This is a genomic window from Leptolyngbya sp. O-77 (assembly GCF_001548395.1).
Taxonomy (GTDB): domain Bacteria; phylum Cyanobacteriota; class Cyanobacteriia; order Elainellales; family Elainellaceae; genus Thermoleptolyngbya.
Genome location: NZ_AP017367.1, coordinates 4,546,062 through 4,568,857, shown reverse-complemented (window position 1 = coordinate 4,568,857; position 22,796 = coordinate 4,546,062). Strand labels below are relative to the sequence as shown.

Genomic DNA, 22,796 nt, shown 5'->3' with positions numbered 1-22,796 from the left:
GGGTTGTAGACCTTCTGCATTCGTTTTTCGTTCTTCACTTTTCCATTTTTCTGAACCCCTAGCGCGATCGCGCTGGAGCCTCCGCTATGGGCAGGCATCGGGGCAAATCGGTGAGAGCAGGCGGGAAAGGCGATCGCCTCTTTACGAATTCTTAACTATTTTGTTGCGATTTGATGGCGATCGCCCGTTTCCCCGCAATAATACGGAGAGATCTAGCAGAATATTAAAGATATAGCCCCTGCGTTTTTTTGCAACGATTCTCGGCATTCTTCAGGGACATCTACGATGCAGTCTGACCTTCAGCCTAACCTCGACAATTCTGAGCCTCCTCTATGCACGCTGTTCCTCCTGCCCCCTGTAAGCGAACCTACGCAATTTTACGGATTTATCCTGGCGATTTAGACCCCACCGAGGTCACCCAGCGCCTTGGCATTGAGCCGACCCTGTGCCAGTGGCAGGGCAAACTGCGACATCCGGGCAAGCCAGCCCACATTGCTTCGCTCAACGGTTGGTTTCTGTCGTCCAAAGATGCAGTCGATTCCAACGATGCTCGCCATCACATCGACTGGATTTTGCAGCAGCTTGCGCCCCGGTCTGAGGCGCTAAGAGAGCTACAGAAGATGGGCGCACGGACAGATCTATTTTGTTTTTGGGAATCGGTGGACGGGCACAGCGGCCCGGTCATGTCGCCCCAGCAAATGCAGAAAATTGCCGATCTAGAATTGGACTGTGGCTATGAAGTGCTGGTTCGCAGCGGCCGCTGAGGAAAGACTGGGTTAGGCAACACATCTATCCATACGTCCATCACCACGCAAAGTTTGGGATACTGGGCTGGCTGCGAAACGCTGTTTTCGCAAGCCAGTTTTTTTGCCCAGGCTGTTTGCCACTGCGCCCGCGCCTAGTCAACTGTGACCCAACATTGTGTAGCAAAAACCGAAACCAGCGGAAACTTCGAGGGGGCGGCTGCCATTCTAAAGAAGTGGAAAGTTTTTGCAGCGGAGTATTCCCATCCGCTGATTTGAAGGAGAATCAAGACATGCGTCGCTCACTGTTGACCATTGGCACCGCGCTGGCGGGCAGCCTGCTCGTTGTTGGGTTGTTGAGTTGTGCTGCGAATCAGTCTCGCGCTGGCGATTCGTCGCCCGTGCCGTCCATCCCGTCGGTGCCCGAATCCCCCATTTCCCAAAACCCTGATGTGACGGAGCAACCCGTGGATGCGCGTTTGGTGGCGGCGAATACCCGCTTTGGCTTCAAGCTGTTTTCGGAAGTGGCGGCCCAGTCGCCGGGTGAAAATGTGCTGATTTCGCCGTCAAGCGTGGCGATCGCCCTGTCGATGGTTTACAACGGGGCCAGCGGCGACACCCAGCGGGCGATCGCCGAAGCGCTCCAGCTTGAGGGGCTGAGCCTGGACGACGTGAACCAGGGCAATGCGGCACTGGAGGCGCTGCTGGAAAGTGCTGATCCAAAAGTCAAGCTGGCGATCGCCAATTCCCTCTGGAGCCGGGAGGGGATCAATTTTCAGCCCGACTTTTTGGCAAAGAACCGTGAGTTCTATAATGCCGAAGTCTCCAGCCTGGACTTTTCCCAACCCAATGCGCCCAGCATAATCAACGACTGGGTTAGCCGCAGCACTGAAGGCAAAATTCCCACCATCGTCGATCGGCTCAATCCAGAGGATGTGCTGTTTTTGGTCAACGCCATCTATTTCAAAGGCACCTGGAGTGCGCCCTTCAACCCGTCAATGACGCAGACGCAGCCCTTCTATCTGCCCAATGGCGATCGCCTCAATCATCCGCTGATGTCGCAGTCGGGGCAGTTTGTCTACGCCGAAACCGACCAGTTCCAGGCAGTTAATCTGCCCTACGGCAACCGCCGCTTTAGCATGGTCGTGTTTTTGCCCAAGCAGTCCACCAGCCTGGAGGCGTTCCTGCAAACCCTCACCATCGAAAACTGGCAGACCTGGAATACCCAGTTTCGCCGCCGCGAGGGCATGGTCAAGCTGCCCCGGTTCAACACGGAATTTAGCGTGGGGCTGAACGACGCGCTCAAGTCGCTGGGCATGGCGATCGCCTTCGACCCAGACCAGGCCGACTTCTCCGCCATGATCGACGCGCAGGCCTTCATCAACCGCGTGCAGCATAAGACCTTCATCGAGGTCAACGAGCAGGGCACCGAAGCCGCAGGCAGCACGGGCATCAGCATCGGGGTCACTTCCGCCCCCATCGATCCACCCTTCCAGATGGTGGTTGATCGCCCCTTCTTCTACGCTATCCAGGATAATCAGACAGGCAGCATCCTGTTTATGGGTACTGTCGTCAACCCTGGTAGCTAAAGTTAGCTGGTCTGTAAACCCCCATGCCCACCGCCCTCGCCCTCCACACCAGCAGTCCGAATCTGGGTCTGGCACTCAGTAACTTTGCCGACGTGCAGCGCCAGCAGACCTGGGAGTTGGGGCGGGCCCTGTCTACGCATCTGCACGACTGCCTGATGGCGTTTTTGCCGCCGCAGACCTGGGCAGATCTGGACTTTCTGGCGGTGGCGCGGGGGCCGGGTGGCTTCACGGGGACGCGCATTGGCATGGTGACGGCACGAACGCTGGCGCAGCAGTTGGAGATTCCGCTGTTTGCCATTTCCTCGCTGGCGGCCGTCGCCCATGCCGCCGCTGCCCAGATGCCTGATGATTCTACAGATTCTACAATCGACCTGGCAGTGCAGCTATCCGCCCAGCGCGGCGAAGTGTTTGGCGCAATTTATCGCACCCAGCCGCAGACCCACCAGCTTGTCCCCGTGTATCCTGATGCCGTGCTGACGGAAACGGACTGGCGATCGCTCCTCGACTCCTGGACCTTTCCCTGGCAACCCATCGACGCAAATGGCGATCGCGCTCACACCGCCGCAGACCTGCTCGCCCTGGCCCATGCAGACTGGCAACGGGGCGATCGCCCCCACTGGTCGGCCGCGCTGCCTTTTTACGGACAGCACCCGGTGAAATAGGGGCAAAAGTCAGTACAGCGCAGAGCGCAGCAGAGGCACAAAGTGCAAAAGCACAAAAAGGGAATGCCGCAGCTTAGCTCCCGCACTCCCTCTCCTCGTTTTCGCTGGATTCAGCAATTCTACAAACCTGGAACCTATTCAGCCGCCAGAGCCTCGCGGGGCGTGCCGTAGTCGATGCGGTCGAGGTCGCTGGCGCTGCTCCGGAGCGGGTTGGTGTAAACATTCAGCTTTTGCAGCAGCACCAGCCAGAAAAACAGCGGATCTTCGACCAGGTAGCGCCGCCACAGCCGCTTGGGTTCGGCCATGAGGCGATAGAGCCATTCCAGCCCTGCCTCACTGATCCACTTGGGCGATCGCTTGACGTTTCCTGCCTCAAAGTCGATCGTTGCGCCAATGGCCAGGAAGATTTTGACATTGGGCAGTTGGTCTTTGTACTTGTGAATGAACAACTCCTGCTTCGGTGCGCCCAACCCCACAGCCAAGACGGTTGCGCCCGACTCTCGAATCATTTCCAGGATGCGATCGCACTCGGCTTCGTCCTTTTCAAACCCGAAGGACGGCGAATGGGTCGCAACCACGATTTCCCGCCCGACTTTTGCATTGATGCGCTTCTGGGCCGCTGCTGCAACGCCCTCTTTGGCCCCCAGCAGGAAAATACGAATGTCTGGGTTGTCCTTGTGATACTCGTAAAAAGCAGGGAACAGGTCAGACCCCGAAATTTTTTCGCGGATGGGCGACCCCAGGAAGCGAGACACGTACATTAAGATCTTGCTGTCGCAAACCCGGTAGTCTGCGTCATTATAGACCTTGAAGAAGGACGAGTCTCTTTGCAGTTTGACCAAGTGATCCACGTTGGGAGTATAAACAACGCCGCTGGTTAGCTTTTCCAGTAGTTCCTGTGTTGACAGGTTATCAATTTGCACGTTCAGAATCTTAACGCTGTCCATCCAGCACGCTCCATTCCTGAGGTCTTTTGCTCGATAGTCATCCGAAATCCAAACCAGGCGGTTTGTTCGCAGAGTCAATGACCATCTACATTCGGTAATAACATCCGCAAAAGCCGGGTAAACAGAGGGAGATTACGTACGAGTTTCCGCCCTCTAAGGGGGCGGGCTGCGGCGCTTTTGTCTTGATATTGTATGGGTTTTGTGTGGTTTTAATGAGTTAAATACTTTGCCTGAAAAAATCACCTACACAGCGAGTAGTCCATTGGCCAGTAAAAAGGGCCAAAAGTCTTCTTTTGATGGACTTTCAGGTTGCAGGAAGGGCTGATCTTTTGAAACCAAGGCGCAAATCCAATCTGCGAAATCATCGCCCCCTTAGTGACCGTATTTTTCACCAGTCTGTTCGGTTTGTGTACTCGTTATCATCACTTTTGCGATCGCCCGATAGGGAAATTTAGGCACATCGAATGAGATTTTTCCGCCTATGGACTGCGCTCATTGCCGCAAAATATTGCGTCTGTTAGGAAGCGATCGCACCTGGGCACACTAGCGTTGTACGGTTCAAAGTTTGAATGCGAACCCTCGCAAACCAGATTTGAACCTCCTCTAACAGTTTGTATGAAAACGTTTTCGTCTTTGAACTTCAGATCAGTCACCGAGTTTCGGTTCTGGCTGGTGGCGATCGCCGCTGGGCTGGCTGCAATTCACCTGACGCTGGTTTGGCGGGCTGATAACGTCGATTTGCTGGGCAGCAGCATTCTGTTTTTTGCGGCGCTGGCCTCGCTGTTGGGCGATCGCCAGCATACACTGCGCTTTGATAGCAGCATTCTCGCAAGCGTGCTTGGAGCCATGCTGATTGTGTTCGTGCTGTTGCGGAGTTTGGCAACTCCGGGCGAGGCGTTTTTGCTGCTAGCTCCGCTCACGGCTGGTTTAGGATTAGCCCTCCTATCCTCTGGTTTTCGCGGATTGGGGCAATATCGACAAGAACTGTTGCTGCTGTTTTGTCTGGGTGCGCCCAAGGTGTTTATTCCGCCGCTGTTTGACCCGACGCTGTGGACGGCGAAATTTTCGACCGCTCTGCTCTGGTATGGCGGGTTTGAAGTAGTTCGCGATGGAGTCAATATTCACCTGCCCACCGGGTCAGTCGAGGTCTATCCTGGCTGTTCTGGCATTGAGGGCATTACTTACCTGCTGTCGCTAGCGGGTTTGTTTGTGGTGATGTTCCCTTTGAACTGGCTGCGTCGCGGACTGGCAGTTGCGCTGGCGGTGTTGATCGCTTTTGGGGTCAACGGGGTGCGGGTGTCTTTGATGGCCTATCTGGTCGCATCTTCTCAGCCAGAGGCGTTTGAATACTGGCATGAAGGCACCGGGTCGCTCATCTTTTCCATGATTGCTGTGCTGATTTTTGGCGGCGTGTGCTGGCTGCTGCTGCGCTGGCAGGAGGCTGCTGAATGCTGGACGGCCTTAGCGGAGGTCGGTGACGATTCAACGGAGGACGAACTGTTTCTGGGATCATCCGCAGGACGAGCCGCTTGAGTGGGCAAGAGCCATAGTTCCTTTCGTGATAGCACGTTCATGACTGCAAACTTATCTGCAAACTCAGCCGAAAACTTAGTTGCGAAATATACTCGCCTGTCGCTGCTGGCATTGACCTTGGGGGGCGTGGTGCTGGTACTGGGGCGCTTGCTCCTGTTTCCCCCGACCGCTGAGCAGACGAAGGCCGAATTTGACTTCCCGGAGCAGGTGCCCCTTCCTGGCTGGCAGGCTCAGTCGGCAACAGCGCTGCCGATTCCCGAAAAGGCGCAGGCAGAGATGGTGTCGGGCAAGCGATACGACTATACGAAGGGCGATCGCGCTCTCACAGTAGAAATCCGATACCTGGTCAACACCGACCCCAGCGTCCGCAATTTATTGCTGAAGTATGGCAAATCCACCCCAACGGTTGCGTTTCCCACAACCATTCAGCAAGACGAATCAGGCGGATTCTACAGCATCTACGCCGATGAAACCCACGCCCATCTCACCAGTTGCATCAATCCTCGCGGCTCCAGCACCGTCACCGAGGCGCAGTTTATGCAAAACCGTTACGCCCTCGACTTGCGCCCAGAGCGGGCCCTGCCCGTCCTGCTGGGTCGAGAGACGCTGCGAGATGGGCGCTGTCTGTGGACGGTGATGTCTGCCCCACTCCAAAACACCCCGGCAGATCAGGTCTATCCGCAGCTCAAAGCCGCCTGGAAAGACTGGCAGGCATGGTGGCAACCCCAGTTTCCGACTCCCTAAGTTTCCCGTTTCCTGAAGTCTGCGAGACGCTCCTTGGCTCCCTTTTTTTCACCCCATTTCACTCGGTTATTGACATACTCGGAGGATATCCTATGACTCAAGCCCAACCCGAATCTCCCACTCCCTCCCCCGCAAGCAAGCCTTTTTCCCCAGTGCTGCTGCGTTGGGCCGGGTATGGACTGTTGGTTCTGACGACGCTTGACCTGTTCACAATTCTGTTCCCACCCCGATTCACTAATCCCATTTGGGAGTTTGAAACAATGGGTGCAATCGTAGAGCGAGTTCCTGTTCCACTTTTGGCGGCGGCGCTAATCTTTTTTGGGGAAATGCAGTTTCGCAGTAAGTGGGAACGGCCTGTTCTCAAGTTCCTTTCCTGGGTATCAATGCTGTTTGGTATTTTCCTGCTGCTGCTGGTTCCGCTGGGCGTGACGAATACGCTACGGCTGAATAGCCAGAGCATGGATTTGATCAGTAACCAATTTAGCCAGCAGCTTGAGCAGGTAGCTGCTTTCGAGAAGCAAATCAATGATGCCAGCGCGGAGCAAATCAAGGGCTTTTTGGAGAGCCAGGGCGTGACGCTGGAGGGAGATGCAGCCAGAGCGCCCAAGGAGCAAATGCTGAGCCAGTTGTCTCAGTTTAAGGAGCGGATGCAGGAGCAGGTGGAAATTGAAAAGGCAAGCCGCCGCAACCGCCTGATGGAAAGCTCTGCCAAGTGGAACTTGAGCGCCTTGATTGCTGGCTTCTTGTTTATCTATATCTGGCACCTTACTCGCTGGGCCAGGGGTGCCAAGAAAAAGCGCAGCAAAGCATCCAAAACACAGCCCGCTGCATAGATGCTGACGTTTCATCGATTAAAGCATTTGATGCAGGTTTGAATTCTGGGTAAGAGTAAGAAACGCTCTTATCCAGGATTTTTTTAGCGCAGCAGGTTGCCTACGATTCTGGCCATGCGGATTGTAAAGTCGTAGGTATTTCTGGAACCGCCGCTAATTGGGCCGCCGATGCCCACAAAGGCTGAGGAAGCTGTGGTGGATTGGATAATGCGGGCAAAAACTTGACCATTTTGTGCGCGTGCAAAGATGCCATCGATAAAGACGGCTGCACCGCCCCCCAGGCCAATACTGCTGCTGCGTTGTCCAGAGATGCGAATAGAGTTGCGGGATAGTCGATAAGTGCCAACTACAGGAAAGAGGTCATCGCGGACGATAGTGCCAATTCCTCTGGGCGTAAAGCGAAATAGTCGATTGCTAAAAAATTCCCAAATACCGCCAATCTGAGACTGGCGCAGCCGAGTGGCGGAGCCAACCCCTTGAATGCTGAGGATTCTGAGTGGCGCACTGCCGCGAAATGCCCCAACCAAGCGAACATTTCTGGTGGCTGGTCGAGTGGACTGAGGGCTTAGGGCATCTGGCATTGAGGCACGAGCAATCGTGAAATGCAAGGATGGGTTCGTGACCGCAGGCAGATTTGTGTTGGTGAAAGCGATAGGAGAAGCGTGAGCCATTCCTGAGGAGGCGTTTTTGGACAAAGGGGACTTTAGCGTAGACATGGCTGTGTAAAGGGTAGAAATGAGCCAATCATGACGAACTCTGGACTGGCTTGAACTGCCAAAGATTATTTTGGACTGCAAAGTCTCTATACACTTTAGAGCATTTTTTTTGACAGTATTTTTATAAGCATTTTTTAAGCTTTCTTTCAGTTTTTGAAGAGCCTACTCGGCTGGGCGGCGGAGCGATTTTAGCCACTTCAGCAGCGAGATGGGCAGCGAAATGGGCGAGAGCAACGTAGCAACGATCAGCACTAGCCAGGATAAGTGATCTGTTTTAGGGGTTGAGGGGTCTTTTAGAAAAATGGATAGATAAACGGTAAAGGCGATCGCCGAAAGCACGAGATAGGCGGTTAAAAAATGAGAGACGTGAACCATGTGAGTTTGAGTGGGGGCAGAAAGTGGTTCCTGATATAGAGCAAGTAGCCTTGAAGGTTGAAAAGGTTGAAGTAGAATCGGCGCTGATATAGGGGAATCCACGATGGGCGAGGGCATTTTGAAAACACTGCGATCGCGACAGGGGCTAGTCCTAAAACCAGGGCGATCGCCCTACCGTTCTATCCAGTCCTCCGCCACGCTCCTCCGCCAAACTCAAATTTGCTGGATTTTGCCCAACCGTCTGGCCCTGGGACCCCTCCCACAACCAGACTACGCTAGCATCCTCACCGCCGCCAACGTAGAGGTGGTGCTATCGCTCTGTGCCGACGCAGAGGGGAGACTGCCGCAAAACATTGCAGAAAAGTTTTACTATCAGCGATATATTTTGCCAAATCAATCCTACTTGGTTCCGCTTCAGGTTCAACACTTTGAAGTGGCAACAGAACTGCTGCATCAGCACCTCCGTCGCCAGCGCCCAGTTTATGTCCACTGTCGGCGGGGAGTCGAGCGATCGCCCCTAGTGTGTGCTGCGTATTTGTGTCGTTATCACCAGTTAGAGGTGTGGGAGGCGCTGCGCTATGTTCAGCAGGTGCAGGCGATCGCCGCCCCGACTAGCGCACAAATCAAAATATTGCAGGCGTTTGTAAGTCAAAGTTCAAAATTCCTGGATTCTACTCAGGTCTCCGTGTAGCTCATGAGCCTGAGCCTCTGTCAAGGACAGTTTCCGAAAAAGTAGAGGCAAAAACGGCTCCGAAACCTTACGGACTTGCCGCTTAAACCGCTTAGAAATTCCGCAATATGGCTGAATTTTTGTCAACAATAATCACCTTTGGACTCTGAAACTTCTGTATTTTTAGCATTCAATAAGCTTCTAGACTTCAGACGTAAATTTACTGAAAATTTATGGCTCAACTCGTTTAATGTTTTGCAACACGGGGAACTCTTTGTTTATGAAAGCAATTTTAGGCTGCTTTGTAGACTGCTGCACCACAGTTTGGAACCCGTGTATCTCAGTGCAAGCATAGTTGTGTAAATTCTCCCAGGCGATGTCAAGAATGAAGTTACTAGAAACCTTGCAGATACTCGATGGGCAATCTAAAGTCGCAAGTCTGAAATCAAAAATTGATACTAGAGGCAGGACTTTCCGATATAAAGCGCCTGGGTAATTTGGGATTTAAAGTTATTTGAATAACTACATTTGGGGCGATCGCTCCTGAGTTTTTGTGTCGGTTTTGGTGCCTCAATTTTCGCACATTAGTCTTCGTGAGTCTTTGTGAGTCTTTGTGTATCTATCCATCTACCTCAAACCAACCATGCCTTCTATCACCAGTCAGCCCACCGTCGTTTTTATCGATGCTGCCACGCCGGATTACCAAACATTGATTGCAGGCATCCACGCCGATGCTGATGTTTATGTTCTCAGCGCTGAACTAGACGGCATTCAGCAAATTACAGACTCCCTGACTGGACGCAATAACGTCAGCAGCGTTCACATTATTTCTCACGGCAGCGCAGGCAACCTCCAGCTAGGCTCCGCAGTGCTAAACGGCGATACGCTGGCACACTACAACACGTTCCTGCAATCCTGGTCTGCCGCGCTGACAGACAATGCCGATATCCTACTCTACGGCTGCAACATCGCTGATGGCGAGGGCAGCGCGTTTGTAGATCAGCTTGCTGAAATCACCGGCGCCAACCTTGCTGCATCCACAAACCCAACGGGCAGCGCTGCCTACGGCGGCGACTGGACGCTGGAGTACACCACAGGCAACATCGAAGCACCCACACCCTTCAGCGCTGAGAGTTTAAGAAACTATAGCGGCATTCTGGGGCAATTCACTGCTAACAGCATTGTTGTTCTTCGAGTTGGTGATGGCAGTGCAGCGCTGACCAATGCAGCAACTGCTGTTTTTCTAGATGAGTACGATACGAACGGCAACCTGCTGCAATCTATTCCCATGCCGACCGCAGTCAACGGCAGCAACCGCCGCATGACGCTAAGCGGCACCAGCCTTTCTCAAGGCTCGCTGACCTTATCGGTTAACGGGCAATTTCTGACTGTCGCTGGCTATGATGCGGCTGTGGGCACTGACGATGTCACCAAGACTGAAAGCGCTGCCACCAATCGCGTGGTTGCTTTGATTGACGGAAACGGCGTCATCGACACGTCAACCCGCATCAGCGACGGGTTTAACCGGGACGAACCTCGCGGTGTGGCCACTACCGATGGGACTGAGTTTTGGGTCGCGGGTGTATCGAATAACAATAGCGGTGGTGTCCGCTATGTCTCCTACGGCAGTTCTGGAACCAGCACGCAGCTAACAACGCCTGACCGCGCCTCAAGATCTTTAGGAATTTATAACGGACAGCTTTATCTGACAGCCACAGGCACAGGCTTTGTTGGACTTAACACCGTCGGCACGGGCACGCCGACGAGCGGCTCCCACACGCTGACGTTGCGAGCCGTTGCAGGACAGTTGCCCTATGAGTTTGTACTGCTCGACCGAGATGCATCGATCGCCGGAGTCGATACGCTTTATGTTGCTGATTACAGCGGACTGACCACATCGCGTGGCATTCACAAGTTCTCTTTTGATGGCACAAACTGGATCTCACGAGGACGTTATGATGCGGGACAGATTATTGGGCTAGCGGGCAAAGTGGTTGGCGGTACGGTAGAGCTATACGGCACCCAAGTAACAGCAGCAAATAATTCTCTGGTCAGAATCGTAGACACGGCTGCGTTTAACCAAAACATCAGCGGTAGCCTGACAACGCTGGCCGTCGCTGGGGCAAACCGGATATTTCGCGGGGTGGCGTTCTCGCCGAGTGCAGTGGTGAATCAGCCGCCTGTTGCCAACAGCGGTTCGCTGATCACAAACGAAGATGCCGCATTCTCTGGAACGCTATCTGGATCAGATCCAGAAGGTGCAGCGCTAACCTACAGCATCGTGAACCAGCCTGCTAATGGCACGGTGACGATTACGAATGCTGCGACAGGAGCATACACGTTTACACCAAATTTAAACTTCAATGGAAGCGATTCATTCACTTTTAGAGTGAATGATAGCGTGAATGACTCTGGTACAGCAACAATCACAATTACGGTCAATCCGGTGAATGATGCGCCGACGGCTTCTGGTGTCATCTTAAACACAGATGAAGATGTAGCGGGATCAGGCTTTTTGCTAGGCGCGGATGTCGATGGTGATGGGTTGACGTATGAAATCGTGACCCTGCCGACAAAAGGAAGCGTCGTCATCACGAATACAACAACCGGAGCCTTTACCTACACGCCGAATGCAAACGCGAATGGCGCTGACAGCTTCACCTATCGCGTGTTTGACGGGACGGTGTATTCCAGCCCAGCAACGTTGACCGTGGCGATCGCCCCAGTCAACGACGCGCCGCAAGCCTCTAATAGCAACCTCAGCACCAGCAGAAATCAGCCCCAGAGCAGTACGATCTCGGCGGCGGATGTAGACGGTGACACCTTGACCTACAGCGTGGTGACGGCACCAGCGAATGGCACGCTGACCAGCTTTGACGCAGCGACCGGAGCCTTTACCTACTTGCCGAATGCGGGGTATGTCGGGCCTGACAGCTTTTCGTTCCAGGCGAATGACGGCAGTGGCGCACCCAACGCGCTCTCGAACGTGGCGACAGTGAACATTATGGTCAACTTTGGCAACAATGCCCCGGTTGCCAACAGCAGCAATCTGACTACCAATGAAGACGTGGCTGTTCCAGGAACGCTTTCTGGCACGGATGGCGACAACGATCCGCTGATCTATGCGATCGCCACTGGGCCCAGCCAGGGCAGCATTACTGCTTTTGATTCCAGCACAGGCGCATTTACCTACACGCCCAACCCCAATGCAAACGGTTCTGACAGCTTCTCATTCCGCGTATTCGATGGATTTGAGGAGTCGGCACCCGCAACAGTCACTATTACCATCAACGCCATTAACGATGCGCCCGTTGCCAATGCGGCGACCCTAACCACACGGACAGGCAAAACCGAGGTGAGCGTGTTGACCGCCACAGACGTAGAGGGCGATCCGCTGAGCTTCAGTATTGTCTCCGCTCCGGCACATGGCACGGTCACAATCACGAACGCCCTGACGGGAGAATACACCTACACTGCCAACGCGGGTTTTTCGGGCAGCGACAGCTTTACATTTCGGGCAAACGATGGAACGGATGATTCTGCGCCTGCAACGGTCAACATCACGGTCGGGCCGAATAGTGCGCCCATCGCAACTAACGGCAACCTGACGACCCGTACCAACGTGGATAAGGCGGGAATGCTGACGGCGACCGATCCCGACAGCGATCCGATTCGGTTCTCGATTGTGACTGCGCCCAGCCACGGAACAGTCGTCATTACCAACACGGCGACCGGGGCTTATACATACACGCCAAATCCGGGATATAGCGGCCCAGACAGCTTCGTATTCCGGGCAAACGACGGCATCTTCGATTCTGCTCCCGGAACGGTTTCGGTGGTGGTGGCAGCAAACCAAGCTCCCACACTCGTCTCACCGCTGCCCCGACGCGGCGCAACGGAGAAGCAGCTATTTACGGCTCAGATTCCGGTCAATGCGTTTGTCGATCCGGATGGCGATTCGCTGACCTATACGGCGACGCTGGAAAACGGTGCGCCGCTGCCTGCGTGGTTGACCTTTAACCCGGCGAATCGCACGTTTTCGGGTACGCCAGCCAATGCCAACGTGGGCACGATCGCGCTGCGGGTTGTTGCAACTGATCCAAGCGGGGCGCGGAGTGAAGGCACCTTCACCCTGACCGTGCTGAATGTCAACGATGCGCCTGTGCTGCAAAAGCCGATTAGCGACCAGGCTGCGACGACCGGCAGAGGATTTAGCCTGGTGCTGGCGGCAGATACATTTGCCGATGTGGACGCAGGCGATGTGCTGACCTATACAGCCAGGTTGAGCGACGGCAGTCCGCTGCCTGCATGGCTGACGTTCGATCCCGTAACGCGCACCTTTAGCGGAACGCCAGCGGGCGAGAATGCGGGCAGCTATCGAGTGGTCGTGCGGGCAACTGACTCGTCGGGCATTAGCATCGCTGACGAGTTTGATCTGGTGGTGAAGTTGGGCGGCTCGTCTTCTGGCGGCGGGCAAAACGGTAAACCCAAAAAGCTGAACCGGATTGTGGGGTCGTCAAAGTCGGATGTGCTGAAGGGCACGCGATTGGGCGATCGCATGGTGGGCGGCAGTGGCAATGACCTGATGCGCGGGCTGGGGGGCGCTGACCTGCTGTTGGGCGGCGACGGCACAGATCGGATGATTGGCGGCAGTGGAAATGACACGCTGATCGGCGGACGCGGAGCAGATGTGCTGTCTGGTGGTGCGGGCGACGATGTGCTGGTGGCCGGAGAGACAACCGATTTGCAGCGCAGTTTTGCGGAATCTGCTGAGATAGATCAACGGGCGATCGCCTCTAATATCCTGAAGGGTGGCAAGGGCAACGACCTGCTGGTGAGCGGTGGACGCAGCGATGTGATGATTGGCGGCGCAGGGCGCGATACGTTTGTCCTCGCCAAGCACGGCAGCGCTGATTTCATTCGAGATTTCAAAATCGGCACAGATGTCATCGGGCTGGCGAAGGGGTTGACCTTTGGCGATCTGCGAATTCAGCAATTTAGCAAAGGAACCCGCATCCTGCTGGACGGCTCAAATGAGGTGATTGCGGAGCTGTCGGGGGTGCGGGCGAATAAGCTGACCGCTGCCAGTTTTGTGCCATTTACGCGGCTACCGCTTTAGCCCAAGCATCCGGGGCTACTGCGTCAGAATGGATGCTTTGACCTCGCCCTGAACCGCCAAAATGGAATTTTTTCTAAATCTGCTGTTTTGACGACAGAATCTGATCTGGCCGCTGAGCAAGTATATTGGCATGTTGTCAAGTTTGCTTGCATCACTGCGACTAGCAGAGGGGTCAGCCAATGGTCGGAAAAAGAGTCAGACGGCAGAATTGGTTTTGGGGGTGGGCGTGGGTCGGGCTACTGGTGGGATTGTTGGGATCTTGCAATGTGGCTTCCAATGTGGCTTCCAATGTGGCTCCTGAGGCAGCGCCACCCGTCGCACAGGAGCCAGTCACGCTGACAGTTTCAGCAGCGGCCGACCTGAACTACGTGTTTCCCGAAATTGGCAAGCAGTGGGAGGCGGAAACCGGACATCGGGTTACGTTTAACCTGGGTTCGACCGGACAATTGGCACAGCAAATTGAGCGGGGCGCACCCGTGGATTTATTTGCCGCAGCCAACCGGAAATTCATCGAAGATTTGGATGAGAAAGGGCTGATTCGCTCCGAAACGAAGGCGCTGTATGGCGTGGGGCGAATTGTGCTGTGGCAGAAAGACGACAGCCCCCTGGAACTGAAAACCCTGCAAGACTTGACGAAGCCGGAGGTGAAACGGGTTGCGATCGCCAATCCAGACCACGCGCCCTACGGGGTCGCCGCCCGCGAAGCGATGCAGTCTGCCGGGGTTTGGGATGCGATTCAGCCCAAGCTGGTCCTTGGGGAAAACATCAAACAAACCCAGCAATATGCCGAAATGGGGAACGTGGAAGTGGCGATCGCCGCCCTTTCGATTAGCGTCGGCAAACCCGGAAAATGGACGCTGATTCCGGCTGAGTTGCACCAGCCGCTGGAGCAAATGCTGGCCGTGCCCAAGACCGCGCCGCATCCTGAACTGGCTCAGCAGTTTGCCACATTTATCAATGGGGAGAAGGGTCGGCCCCTCATGAGAAAATACGGTTTCGTCCTGCCTGGAGAGGAGCTAGCCCTATGATTTGGCAACCGTCAATCCTCTCTCTCCAAGTCACCTTGGTCGCCAGCGCTTTGATTCTGGTGTTTGGGCTGGGGCTGGGAATTTTTTTGGCGCGGGTACGGTTTCGGGGACAGATTTTTGTGTCTACGTTGCTGAATTTGCCGCTGGTGCTGCCACCCAGCGTCGTGGGCTATTTTTTGCTGCTGGCCCTAGGACGCGGCAGTCCGATTAGGGAATGGCTGAGAATTGATTTGCTCTTTACCTGGCAGGCGGGGGCGATCGCCTCGGCGGTGGTAGCGCTGCCGCTGATGGTGGAATCGACCCGTGCGGCGATCGCCAACGTCAGTCCAGAGCTAGAGGCCGCCGCCCGCACGCTGGGTTCAACGGAGCCAGAAGTGTTGTGGCGGATTACCCTGCCGCTTGCCCATCGCGGCATTTTGGCAGGCTTTGGGCTAAGCGTGGCGCGGGGATTGGGAGAATTTGGCGCAACGCTAATGGTGGCAGGCAGCATCCCCGGACGCACCCAGACCCTCCCCCTGGCAATCTACGATGCCGTGCAAATGCAGCGCTATGGACTCGCAAACGCAATGGTGCTGATGATGACGGCGATTGCCTTTGCTTTGTTGTGGTGGGTGCGCCATTTGGAGTCCAAACAGTCTCCTTCGCAGTCGCCAATCGCGATTCGCCCAGAGATCGACTCAGAGATCGACTTAGAGATCAACTCAGAGGTCAACCCAGATGAGCCTATTGGTGGATATTCAGAAGCGGCTCCCCAGCTATACCCTGAACGTAGCTTTCAGCGCTGAACGAGAGCCACTCGGCATTTTGGGCGGGTCAGGATCGGGCAAAAGCATGACCCTCCGCTGCATCGCGGGCATTGAAACCCCCACCAGCGGCACCATCGTGCTGAACAATCGCATTCTCTACGACTCGCGCAAAGGCATTAACCTCCCCAGCCGCGATCGCCGCGTGGGGTTTCTGTTTCAAAACTATGCGTTGTTTCCGCATCTCACGGTCGCCCAAAACATCGCCTACGGACTGAATAAGCGCCAAGGGTTAAAACAAGAAAAGCGAGAACTCGTCCAAACCGTCGAAGCGCAGCTTGGGCGCGTTCAGCTTGCCGGATTTGGCAACCGCTATCCTCATCAGCTTTCCGGCGGACAACAGCAGCGAGTTGCCCTTGCTAGAGCGCTGGCCCCCAATCCCGATATCCTTCTGCTCGACGAACCTTTTTCTGCCCTCGATACTCACCTCCGCAGCAAGCTAGAAAAGCAGCTCATCAAAACCCTGGCAGATTACAACGGCATCGCTCTGTTTGTGAGCCACAATCTGGAAGAGGCCTATCGCGTGTGTCAGCGATTGCTCGTGCTTTCTTCGGGAACTGTGATTGCCAATGGATACAAGCAGGACGTGTTTCATCATCCGAAAACAATGCCCGTTGCCCAACTGACCGGATGCAAAAATTACACCCGAATCCAGCCCATCAATCAGCAAACAGTACGCGCTCCGGATTGGAACTGCACCCTTCACACGGATGAACCCGTCTCTTCAAAACACACGCACATCGGCATTCGGGCGCACCATATCCGCTTCTCCCATCCGCCCTACCCGCCCAATACCTTTCCCGCCTGGCTGGCCTGGACCAGCGAAACGCCTCATCGCATGACGCTATTCCTCAAGCTGGGCAACGCACCCCGCTATGCCGAAGACTATCACCTCCAGGCAGAGGTCTTCAAAGAGGAATGGGAACGCCTGAAAGATCGTCCCCAACCGTGGCATCTCACGCTAGATCCGCTCCGGCTTTTGCTGCTGGAATAAGTTGCCAAAACTCGGCCTGCCCCACCTGCATCTTCCATGCCAAAATGCCGATAGCCATTAACCGCGTTCCCTCCATCCCGTGAAACCCGAACACGACCTTTGCAATAATCTGAAGCAAGTCCGGCTGCGGCTGGGCATGAGCCAGCAAGACCTAGCGGCGATCGCCGGAGTGTCGCGCCAAACCATCGGCGGCGTAGAGGCAGGACAATACGCACCATCCACAACCGTCGCGCTGCGGTTGTCCAGGGCGCTGGGCTGCCAGGTTGAAGACCTGTTCTGGCTGGAGCAAGATGCGGTGGAGTTGGATGCGCTCCCGACCCAAAACTTTCCGACGGATCAGGCCACTCGACTCAGCCTGGCCCGAGTGGGCGGCCGGTGGATTGCACACCCGCTAAAGGGGAACGCCGCCTTTCGGACAGAAATGGTGCCTGCGGACGGGGAAGGCCGCTACGATTCGACCACCCAAATGCTGCGCGTCCACCTGCTCGACGATCTGGAAAAGCTGCACCGCACAGTTGTCATCGCGGGCTGCACGCCAGCACTATCGCTGTGGGCGCGGGCCGCCGAGCGCTGGCATCCCGACCTGCGCGTACATTGGACGCTGGATAACAGCATGTGCGCCTTGGATCGGCTCTGTTGCGGAGAGGTGCATCTTGCGGGAATGCATCTCTACGATACGGCCACGCGAGATCACAACGTTCCGTTTGTGAAAACTGCCCTGCAAACGCAAGCTGTCCTGCAAAGTGTCGCTGCTGTGGTGATTAATTTGGGCAGTTGGGAAGAGGGGTTACTCATTCAGCCTGGAAACCCGCTGCATCTCAAAACGATTGAAGATCTGACCCGACCGGACGTAAAGATTGTGAATCGGGAAGCGGGGGCGGGCAGTCGGCAGGTGTTAGAGCGATCGCTCCAGGTGGCAGGCATTCCGCCGCAAGCGGTTCGAGGATTTGACACCCTGGCAGCGGGGCATCTGGAGGTGGCCAGGGCGATCGCCACTGGGCAGGCAAGCGCAGGCGTTAGCACTGCATCAGTTGCCGCAGCGTTTGGGGCTAGAGTTCATCCCGCTGCTGCATCGTTCTCGCTATGATCTGGTAACGCTCCAACCCTATCTCGAAGAAGCGCCCGTGCAACAGCTTTTGAGTACGCTGGGCCATCGTCGAGTTCTGTCGCAGTTGCAAAGGCTGGGGCGGTTACGATACGAGTCAAACGGGGGGATGTTTTGAGTACCGTTATGTCTTCTTAAGTCCGTGCATCTGTGACAGTATTTTCCATTCTGATCGAATCCGTCACTTATGTCTTTTCCTGTTCCTGAAATTGTAAAAATCGCCCCCACTTGGCTGGCGTTGTCCGAGCTAAAACCCCTTGATCCTGCGGACGTTCATCTGTGGTTTGGTGTGAATCTTGAGAGCGGTGCAGAATCCCTGCCATTGCTTGAGCAAACTCTTTCGCCCGACGAACAGGCCAGAGCCGCAAAGTTTCGCCAGACGGGCGATCGCGCTCGATTCATCATCGGTCGGGGCATTTTGCGACACCTGCTCAGCCGCTACACCGGGCTTGCGCCATCTGCCATTTGCTTTTCCTACAATTCCTACGGCAAGCCTGCCCTGAAGTCCCCATCCAACGCCACGCCGCCACTGCAATTCAACCTGTCGCATTCTGGCGGGCTGGCGCTGTACGGATTCACGCAGGAGCATCTGATTGGGGTTGACCTGGAGCAGCATCGACCGCTGGATGTGCTTGCTCTGGCGCGATCTGTCTTTTCTGAATCAGAACGCGCTGTGCTAAACCCTCTGCCCCCCGCTAAGCAACTGACTCAATTTCTGCAACTCTGGACGTGCAAAGAAGCCTACGTGAAGGCAACTGGCCAGGGATTGAGCGGGCTAGAGCAGGTGGAGATGGCGATCGCCCCTAACGGCTCAATTCGTGTCCCAGCATTCACTAACGCTACTAATGCATCACCGTCTGATTCATGCTGGCAGATTCAACCTGTATCGCTTGGCAATCACTTTTCCGGTACGTTCGCAGTACACAAGCAAGCTTTTAACCTGTATTGTTACCGTCTTTACTCTGTGCAAGATTTGGTGTAACTTCTCGCCCTTATCCCAACTCACGGCTGATATATCCCCGAATTGCAGAAACGGCCACCACTCGCGGCGAGGCTAGATAGTTATTCCCCGTGGGATCGCCACTGCGTCCCTTGAAGTTGCGATTGGTGGCATAGATGCCGTTCTCGCCCGCTTCCAAAACGCCCTTGCCCGCGTTGATGCAGGCTCCGCAGCCCGACTTGAGAATTGTTGCACCCGCCGCTTCCAAAATCTCCACATAGCCCAGGGCCTCGGCCTGTTGCAGCACTGCTTGCGACGCAGGGACGACAAACAGGCTGACCTGCGGCGCGATGCGGTTTCCTTTTAGCACTGCTGCTGCTTCCGCCAAATCGTGCAGCTTGCCGCCTGTGCAGGAGCCGATAAACGCCTTGGTGATGGGAACCCGCCCCAACTGGCTAATGCCCACGACCTGATCGGGCTTGGGTGGACAGGCGACTTGGGGTTCTAGATCGGTTAAATCAAATGTGTAGGCGCGTTCGTATTCTGCATCCGCATCACTGGCGATCGCCCTCCCTAGTTCTGCCATCGCCTCATCATCCAGTGGTTCTTCCAAGTATTCGCTAGTGCGTTCCCTCTGGCGTTCTGCCAGATACTCCCACGTCACGGCATCAGGCGCGATAAGTCCGCACAGCGCCCCACACTCCACTGCCATGTTTGCCAGTGTCATCCGCTCGTCCATCGGCATTCGGGCGATCGCCCCACCGCAAAACTCCAGCACCCGCCCGATCGCCCCGTCGCAGCCCAGCTGCCCCAGCAAAAACAGCATGATATCTTTGGCGCTGATCTCCGGCGCGGGCGTTCCCTCCAGGCAGATTCGCAGCGTCGGCGGCACGCGCACCCACAGATCGCCCGTTGCCAGCAGGTTGGCCATATCCGTTGTGCCAATGCCTGTCGAAAAGCAGCCAAACGCGCCATAGGTGCAGCTATGGGAATCTGTCCCGGCGATCACCATGCCCGGCCGCACAAACCCCCGCTCCGGCAGCAGCACATGGCAAATGCCCGCTGCCTCTCCGGGCGACACCACATCCAGCAGGTGGCAGCCCTGCGCCTGGGCAAACTCGACCATTTGCTGATAGAGCAAGTCAGCTTTGGGGTCAACCCGAATATCGTTGATTTGAATAAAATGATCCGCCACCAGCACCAGGCGATCGCGCTCCCAAATCCTTGCCGACTCACCGAAATGCTGGTAGAAAAGCTGTGCCACCCCAGCGGCGATCGCATCGTGGGACATCGCCAGATCCACCCTGGCAAACACCACCTCACCGGGCTGTACAAACGCATTGCCCGATGCCCGCGCCAGCAGCTTTTCTGCCATCGTCATGGGGCGGCGCGGCGTATTGCTGGGCGGCAGGGCCATGTCTCCGCGCAATCGCTGCTGGTTAAAGGCAAACAGCCCGCCCGCCTGCGTAATCGCCGCCACAATTGGGTGGGTTTCTGCTTCGCCCAAGTGCTTTAAGGGCAACCCGATATTGATGCTGTTGCGATAAAAAATATCGGCAAAGGATCGCGCCCGCACCTCGCGGACACCTGCCGCTTTCAGGGCGATCGCCGCAATCTCTCGACTAGAGCCACAGCCAAAGTTTGCCCCTGCCTCAATCACGTCATAGTTCATGAGCTGATCAATTCCGATGATATGCTCCAGCGCGTACCGTTTCAGATGCGCCGGGTCGAGATTGGTTCCTCGCTTTGCGGGAATAATGTCATCCGTGTTGATATCATCTCCCAGGGCTAAAACCTTCTCAGAGTCGTTCTTAGATCGATTTTCAGGTGCGTTCATAAGATTGTGTATTCGTCAGTTGTTGAATCAGTTGCTCAGTGAATGCTTTTGTATTCACAAACTTGTCTTCTGGCGAGGTTATCAGATCGGCCGTGCGATAGCCTGCTTCCAGCAGTTGCTCCTGGGCGATCGCCAGATGATCTGCTGCATCTTGCTCCCCCCACTGTCGCAACATTAACTCCACGCTGGCCAGCGTCCCCATCGGATTGGCGATGCCCTTGCCCGCGATATCCGGCGCTGTGCCATGAATCGCCTCGTACATCCCAAAACCGTCTGCATTTAGGCTGGCAGACCCCAGCAGCCCAATCGACCCGGCGATCGCCCCGCCAATGTCGCTGAGAATGTCGCCAAACAGGTTGCCTGCCAAAATTACGTCAAACTGCTGCGGATTCATCACGAGCTGCATGGCCAGATTGTCCATCAGCATCGGCACCAGCGTCACATCGGGAAACGCTGCCGCTTCTTCCTGCACCAGCCGCGTCCAGGGAAGGCAGGGCAGCGCGTTTTCCTTGTGGGCGATCGCCAGTTTCTTGCGCCGCTGCTGGGCCTGCTGAAGCGCAACGCGGGCGATCCGCCGAATTTCGGAATCGGCATACTGCATCGTGTGAAAGCCGTAGGGAGCAGTCCCATCCACCCCGCGCCCCGACGGGCCAAAGTAAATGCCGCTAACCAACTCCCGCACGAACAGAATATCTACCCCGTCTAGCTTTTCCGGCTTGATCGACGAGCGATGTCGCAGACTTTTGACCGGGCGCACCGGGCGCAAATTGGCAAACAGGTCAAACCGCTTCCGCAACTCCAGCAAGCCCGCCTTTGACACCGCCCCGAATAATATGCCGTCTGTCCCCTCGCAGAGCCGCGCCGTCGCCTCCGGAAAACCCACACCAAACCGCTGCAAAGCCGGTTCCCCAACCAATCCATCCACGACTCGCACCGAAAAGCCGTGCAGCGTTGCTAAATGCGCCAGCACCGCCAGCGCCGCCTCCACAACCTCTAGGCCCACGCCTTCCCCTGGCAGCGCCACCAGTTGATATGCTCTATTTCCCACGACCCCACGTCCCACACCACCTTATGGATTTGAACTTACGCACTTGCGATGAATTTTCTGGGTTTTGAATGATTTCTCACGGGCATAACCTGCAAAAAATCATTCGACTGCGTAAGTCCTATGGATGATAATACGTCTGAAAGGCGTTGGGATCAGGGTCGGGGTTGGGGTGTGAGGGCTGGAGGTAGGACAAAATGCGGTTTCCAAACGCAAGAAGGCTTTATCGAATACTGGGCGGCGTGGTGGCGTTGTACGTAGCGACCTGTGGGCTGGTGTGGGCAGGGCAGACGCGGCTGATTTTTCGTCCCGATGCCAACATTCGCACCACGCCGGATGCGGTAGGATTGCGCTACCAAATCGTCGATTTGCCCGTAGGGACGGGGCGGGTGCGCGGCTGGTGGATTGGCGCGAATCGGGACGACGCGCCGACGGTGCTATACTTCCACGGCACAGGCAGCAATTTGGGGGATCTACCCCGGCTGGCAGCGCAGATTCGTGAGTTGGGCTGGGCGGCCTTTTTCATCGACTATCGCGGCTATGGCGAAAGCCAGGGACATTTTCCCACCGAACAATCGGTCTATGCCGATGCGATCGCCGCCCTCGACTACCTCACCCAAACCCGCCGCATTCCGCCCCAGCGCATCGTGGTTATGGGCAGATCCATCGGAGGGGCGATCGCTCTGGAATTGGCAATCCGCAATCCTAACCTGGCCGCCCTAGTCGTCGAGAGTTCGTTTACCTCTATGCGAGAGATGATCAGCCACTTCATACCCATACAGCTTTTGCCCGTGGATCTCTTGCTGCACCAAAGATTTGATTCCCTGGCAAAAGTGCGATCGCTCCAGATGCCGCTGCTGGTGATTCATGGGACGGGCGATCGCGTCGTGCCTGTTCACATGGGGCAAGCGCTCTACGACGCTGCGCCGCCGCCCAAGGAACTGCTGCTGATTCCCCAAGCGGGCCACAGCAATTTGCGACGAATCAACCGGACGCTGTATTTCCAGACGCTCCAGCGCTTCGTTACGCGCTATGCCAATCCTGCTGCCAAAAATCATGCGATCGCCCCATGAAACTGCTCAAATCAGCACTTTTTCCAGAACTTCGATTTTT

The 22,796-nt window shown here is 55.7% G+C and carries 19 protein-coding genes; 14 read left to right on the top strand and 5 right to left on the bottom strand.

Features of this window, described 5'->3' with window-relative positions:
- Positions 1–332: 332 nt before the first annotated feature.
- The 3 genes from O77CONTIG1_RS19240 to tsaB all read left to right on the top strand — a co-directional run bounded on the left by O77CONTIG1_RS19240 (position 333) and on the right by tsaB (position 2,994).
- Positions 333–764, top strand: a complete 432-nt coding sequence (locus O77CONTIG1_RS19240; RefSeq protein WP_068513953.1) for a DUF4279 domain-containing protein — start codon at positions 333–335, stop codon at positions 762–764.
- Positions 765–1,036: 272 nt separating this feature from the next.
- The gene (locus O77CONTIG1_RS19235) at positions 1,037–2,332 is read left to right on the top strand and encodes a serpin family protein (protein WP_068513950.1); all 1,296 of its coding nucleotides are present in this window, start codon (positions 1,037–1,039) and stop codon (positions 2,330–2,332) included.
- Positions 2,333–2,355: 23 nt separating this feature from the next.
- Positions 2,356–2,994, top strand: coding sequence for a tRNA (adenosine(37)-N6)-threonylcarbamoyltransferase complex dimerization subunit type 1 TsaB (tsaB, locus tag O77CONTIG1_RS19230; RefSeq protein ID WP_068513945.1), 639 nt, complete (start codon positions 2,356–2,358; stop codon positions 2,992–2,994).
- A gap of 134 nt (positions 2,995–3,128) precedes the next feature.
- On the opposite strand, the gene O77CONTIG1_RS19225 is transcribed toward tsaB, so the two are convergent.
- On the bottom strand, positions 3,129–3,941 hold the full coding sequence (locus O77CONTIG1_RS19225) for a WecB/TagA/CpsF family glycosyltransferase (protein ID WP_068513942.1): 813 nt from the start codon (positions 3,939–3,941) through the stop codon (positions 3,129–3,131).
- Positions 3,942–4,556: 615 nt separating this feature from the next.
- Here O77CONTIG1_RS19225 and crtA point away from each other — a divergent pair.
- The 3 genes from crtA to O77CONTIG1_RS19210 all read left to right on the top strand — a co-directional run bounded on the left by crtA (position 4,557) and on the right by O77CONTIG1_RS19210 (position 7,051).
- The gene (crtA, locus tag O77CONTIG1_RS19220; protein ID WP_084782850.1) at positions 4,557–5,474 is read left to right on the top strand and encodes a cyanoexosortase A; all 918 of its coding nucleotides are present in this window, start codon (positions 4,557–4,559) and stop codon (positions 5,472–5,474) included.
- Between the two features lie 39 nt (positions 5,475–5,513).
- The gene (locus tag O77CONTIG1_RS19215) at positions 5,514–6,218 is read left to right on the top strand and encodes a cyanoexosortase A system-associated protein (protein ID WP_068513939.1); all 705 of its coding nucleotides are present in this window, start codon (positions 5,514–5,516) and stop codon (positions 6,216–6,218) included.
- A gap of 92 nt (positions 6,219–6,310) precedes the next feature.
- On the top strand, positions 6,311–7,051 hold the full coding sequence (locus tag O77CONTIG1_RS19210) for an HpsJ family protein (protein ID WP_068513937.1): 741 nt from the start codon (positions 6,311–6,313) through the stop codon (positions 7,049–7,051).
- Positions 7,052–7,134: 83 nt separating this feature from the next.
- Here O77CONTIG1_RS19210 and O77CONTIG1_RS19205 read toward each other — a convergent pair whose 3' ends face one another.
- Both O77CONTIG1_RS19205 and O77CONTIG1_RS19200 read right to left on the bottom strand, forming a co-directional pair.
- Complete coding sequence (locus O77CONTIG1_RS19205) at positions 7,135–7,632, bottom strand: hypothetical protein (protein WP_068513934.1); 498 nt, start codon at positions 7,630–7,632, stop codon at positions 7,135–7,137.
- Positions 7,633–7,929: 297 nt separating this feature from the next.
- A complete protein-coding gene (locus tag O77CONTIG1_RS19200; RefSeq protein WP_068513931.1) occupies positions 7,930–8,142 on the bottom strand; it encodes a hypothetical protein in 213 nt (70 codons plus the stop codon).
- Positions 8,143–8,245: 103 nt separating this feature from the next.
- On the opposite strand from O77CONTIG1_RS19200, the gene O77CONTIG1_RS19195 reads away from it, so the two are divergent.
- The 7 genes from O77CONTIG1_RS19195 (at position 8,246) to O77CONTIG1_RS19160 (ending at position 18,843) form a co-directional block, all read left to right on the top strand.
- Entirely contained in the window at positions 8,246–8,833 is a 588-nt protein-coding gene (locus O77CONTIG1_RS19195) for a dual specificity protein phosphatase family protein (RefSeq protein ID WP_068513928.1), read from the top strand.
- 622 nt (positions 8,834–9,455) lie between these two features.
- Positions 9,456–13,931: an Ig-like domain-containing protein gene (locus tag O77CONTIG1_RS19190; RefSeq protein ID WP_156435484.1), complete on the top strand. Its 4,476-nt coding sequence runs from the start codon at positions 9,456–9,458 to the stop codon at positions 13,929–13,931.
- A gap of 266 nt (positions 13,932–14,197) precedes the next feature.
- The gene (gene modA, locus O77CONTIG1_RS19185; protein ID WP_225894622.1) at positions 14,198–14,959 is read left to right on the top strand and encodes a molybdate ABC transporter substrate-binding protein; all 762 of its coding nucleotides are present in this window, start codon (positions 14,198–14,200) and stop codon (positions 14,957–14,959) included.
- Complete coding sequence (gene modB, locus O77CONTIG1_RS19180; protein WP_084782849.1) at positions 14,956–15,744, top strand: molybdate ABC transporter permease subunit; 789 nt, start codon at positions 14,956–14,958, stop codon at positions 15,742–15,744. The genes modA and modB overlap by 4 nt, the downstream gene beginning before the upstream one ends.
- Positions 15,677–16,756: a sulfate/molybdate ABC transporter ATP-binding protein gene (locus O77CONTIG1_RS19175; protein WP_084782848.1), complete on the top strand. Its 1,080-nt coding sequence runs from the start codon at positions 15,677–15,679 to the stop codon at positions 16,754–16,756. Before modB ends, O77CONTIG1_RS19175 begins: the two co-directional genes overlap by 68 nt.
- 79 nt (positions 16,757–16,835) lie before the next feature.
- The gene (locus O77CONTIG1_RS19165; RefSeq protein ID WP_197673246.1) at positions 16,836–17,843 is read left to right on the top strand and encodes a substrate-binding domain-containing protein; all 1,008 of its coding nucleotides are present in this window, start codon (positions 16,836–16,838) and stop codon (positions 17,841–17,843) included.
- A 205-nt stretch (positions 17,844–18,048) separates the two neighbouring features.
- Entirely contained in the window at positions 18,049–18,843 is a 795-nt protein-coding gene (locus O77CONTIG1_RS19160; protein WP_068513917.1) for a 4'-phosphopantetheinyl transferase family protein, read from the top strand.
- 10 nt (positions 18,844–18,853) lie between these two features.
- Here the strand turns inward: O77CONTIG1_RS19160 and O77CONTIG1_RS19155 are convergent, their stop codons facing one another.
- Both O77CONTIG1_RS19155 and O77CONTIG1_RS19150 read right to left on the bottom strand, forming a co-directional pair.
- Entirely contained in the window at positions 18,854–20,638 is a 1,785-nt protein-coding gene (locus tag O77CONTIG1_RS19155; RefSeq protein ID WP_068513914.1) for an aconitase/3-isopropylmalate dehydratase large subunit family protein, read from the bottom strand.
- The gene (locus O77CONTIG1_RS19150) at positions 20,625–21,686 is read right to left on the bottom strand and encodes an isocitrate/isopropylmalate family dehydrogenase (protein WP_068513911.1); all 1,062 of its coding nucleotides are present in this window, start codon (positions 21,684–21,686) and stop codon (positions 20,625–20,627) included. Before O77CONTIG1_RS19150 ends, O77CONTIG1_RS19155 begins: the two co-directional genes overlap by 14 nt.
- A gap of 194 nt (positions 21,687–21,880) precedes the next feature.
- On the opposite strand from O77CONTIG1_RS19150, the gene O77CONTIG1_RS19145 reads away from it, so the two are divergent.
- The gene (locus tag O77CONTIG1_RS19145; RefSeq protein WP_068513908.1) at positions 21,881–22,756 is read left to right on the top strand and encodes an alpha/beta hydrolase; all 876 of its coding nucleotides are present in this window, start codon (positions 21,881–21,883) and stop codon (positions 22,754–22,756) included.
- Positions 22,757–22,796: the final 40 nt, after the last annotated feature.

Coding starts and splice junctions, on each gene's coding strand:
- O77CONTIG1_RS19240 (WP_068513953.1), top strand. CDS start 333: ATGCACGCTGTTCCTCCTGCCCCCTGTAAGCGAACCTACGCAATTTTA.
- O77CONTIG1_RS19235 (WP_068513950.1), top strand. CDS start 1,037: ATGCGTCGCTCACTGTTGACCATTGGCACCGCGCTGGCGGGCAGCCTG.
- tsaB (WP_068513945.1), top strand. CDS start 2,356: ATGCCCACCGCCCTCGCCCTCCACACCAGCAGTCCGAATCTGGGTCTG.
- O77CONTIG1_RS19225 (WP_068513942.1), bottom strand. CDS start 3,941: ATGGACAGCGTTAAGATTCTGAACGTGCAAATTGATAACCTGTCAACA.
- crtA (WP_084782850.1), top strand. CDS start 4,557: ATGAAAACGTTTTCGTCTTTGAACTTCAGATCAGTCACCGAGTTTCGG.
- O77CONTIG1_RS19215 (WP_068513939.1), top strand. CDS start 5,514: ATGACTGCAAACTTATCTGCAAACTCAGCCGAAAACTTAGTTGCGAAA.
- O77CONTIG1_RS19210 (WP_068513937.1), top strand. CDS start 6,311: ATGACTCAAGCCCAACCCGAATCTCCCACTCCCTCCCCCGCAAGCAAG.
- O77CONTIG1_RS19205 (WP_068513934.1), bottom strand. CDS start 7,632: ATGCCAGATGCCCTAAGCCCTCAGTCCACTCGACCAGCCACCAGAAAT.
- O77CONTIG1_RS19200 (WP_068513931.1), bottom strand. CDS start 8,142: ATGGTTCACGTCTCTCATTTTTTAACCGCCTATCTCGTGCTTTCGGCG.
- O77CONTIG1_RS19195 (WP_068513928.1), top strand. CDS start 8,246: ATGGGCGAGGGCATTTTGAAAACACTGCGATCGCGACAGGGGCTAGTC.
- O77CONTIG1_RS19190 (WP_156435484.1), top strand. CDS start 9,456: ATGCCTTCTATCACCAGTCAGCCCACCGTCGTTTTTATCGATGCTGCC.
- modB (WP_084782849.1), top strand. CDS start 14,956: ATGATTTGGCAACCGTCAATCCTCTCTCTCCAAGTCACCTTGGTCGCC.
- O77CONTIG1_RS19175 (WP_084782848.1), top strand. CDS start 15,677: ATGAGCCTATTGGTGGATATTCAGAAGCGGCTCCCCAGCTATACCCTG.
- O77CONTIG1_RS19160 (WP_068513917.1), top strand. CDS start 18,049: ATGTCTTTTCCTGTTCCTGAAATTGTAAAAATCGCCCCCACTTGGCTG.
- O77CONTIG1_RS19155 (WP_068513914.1), bottom strand. CDS start 20,638: ATGAACGCACCTGAAAATCGATCTAAGAACGACTCTGAGAAGGTTTTA.
- O77CONTIG1_RS19145 (WP_068513908.1), top strand. CDS start 21,881: ATGCGGTTTCCAAACGCAAGAAGGCTTTATCGAATACTGGGCGGCGTG.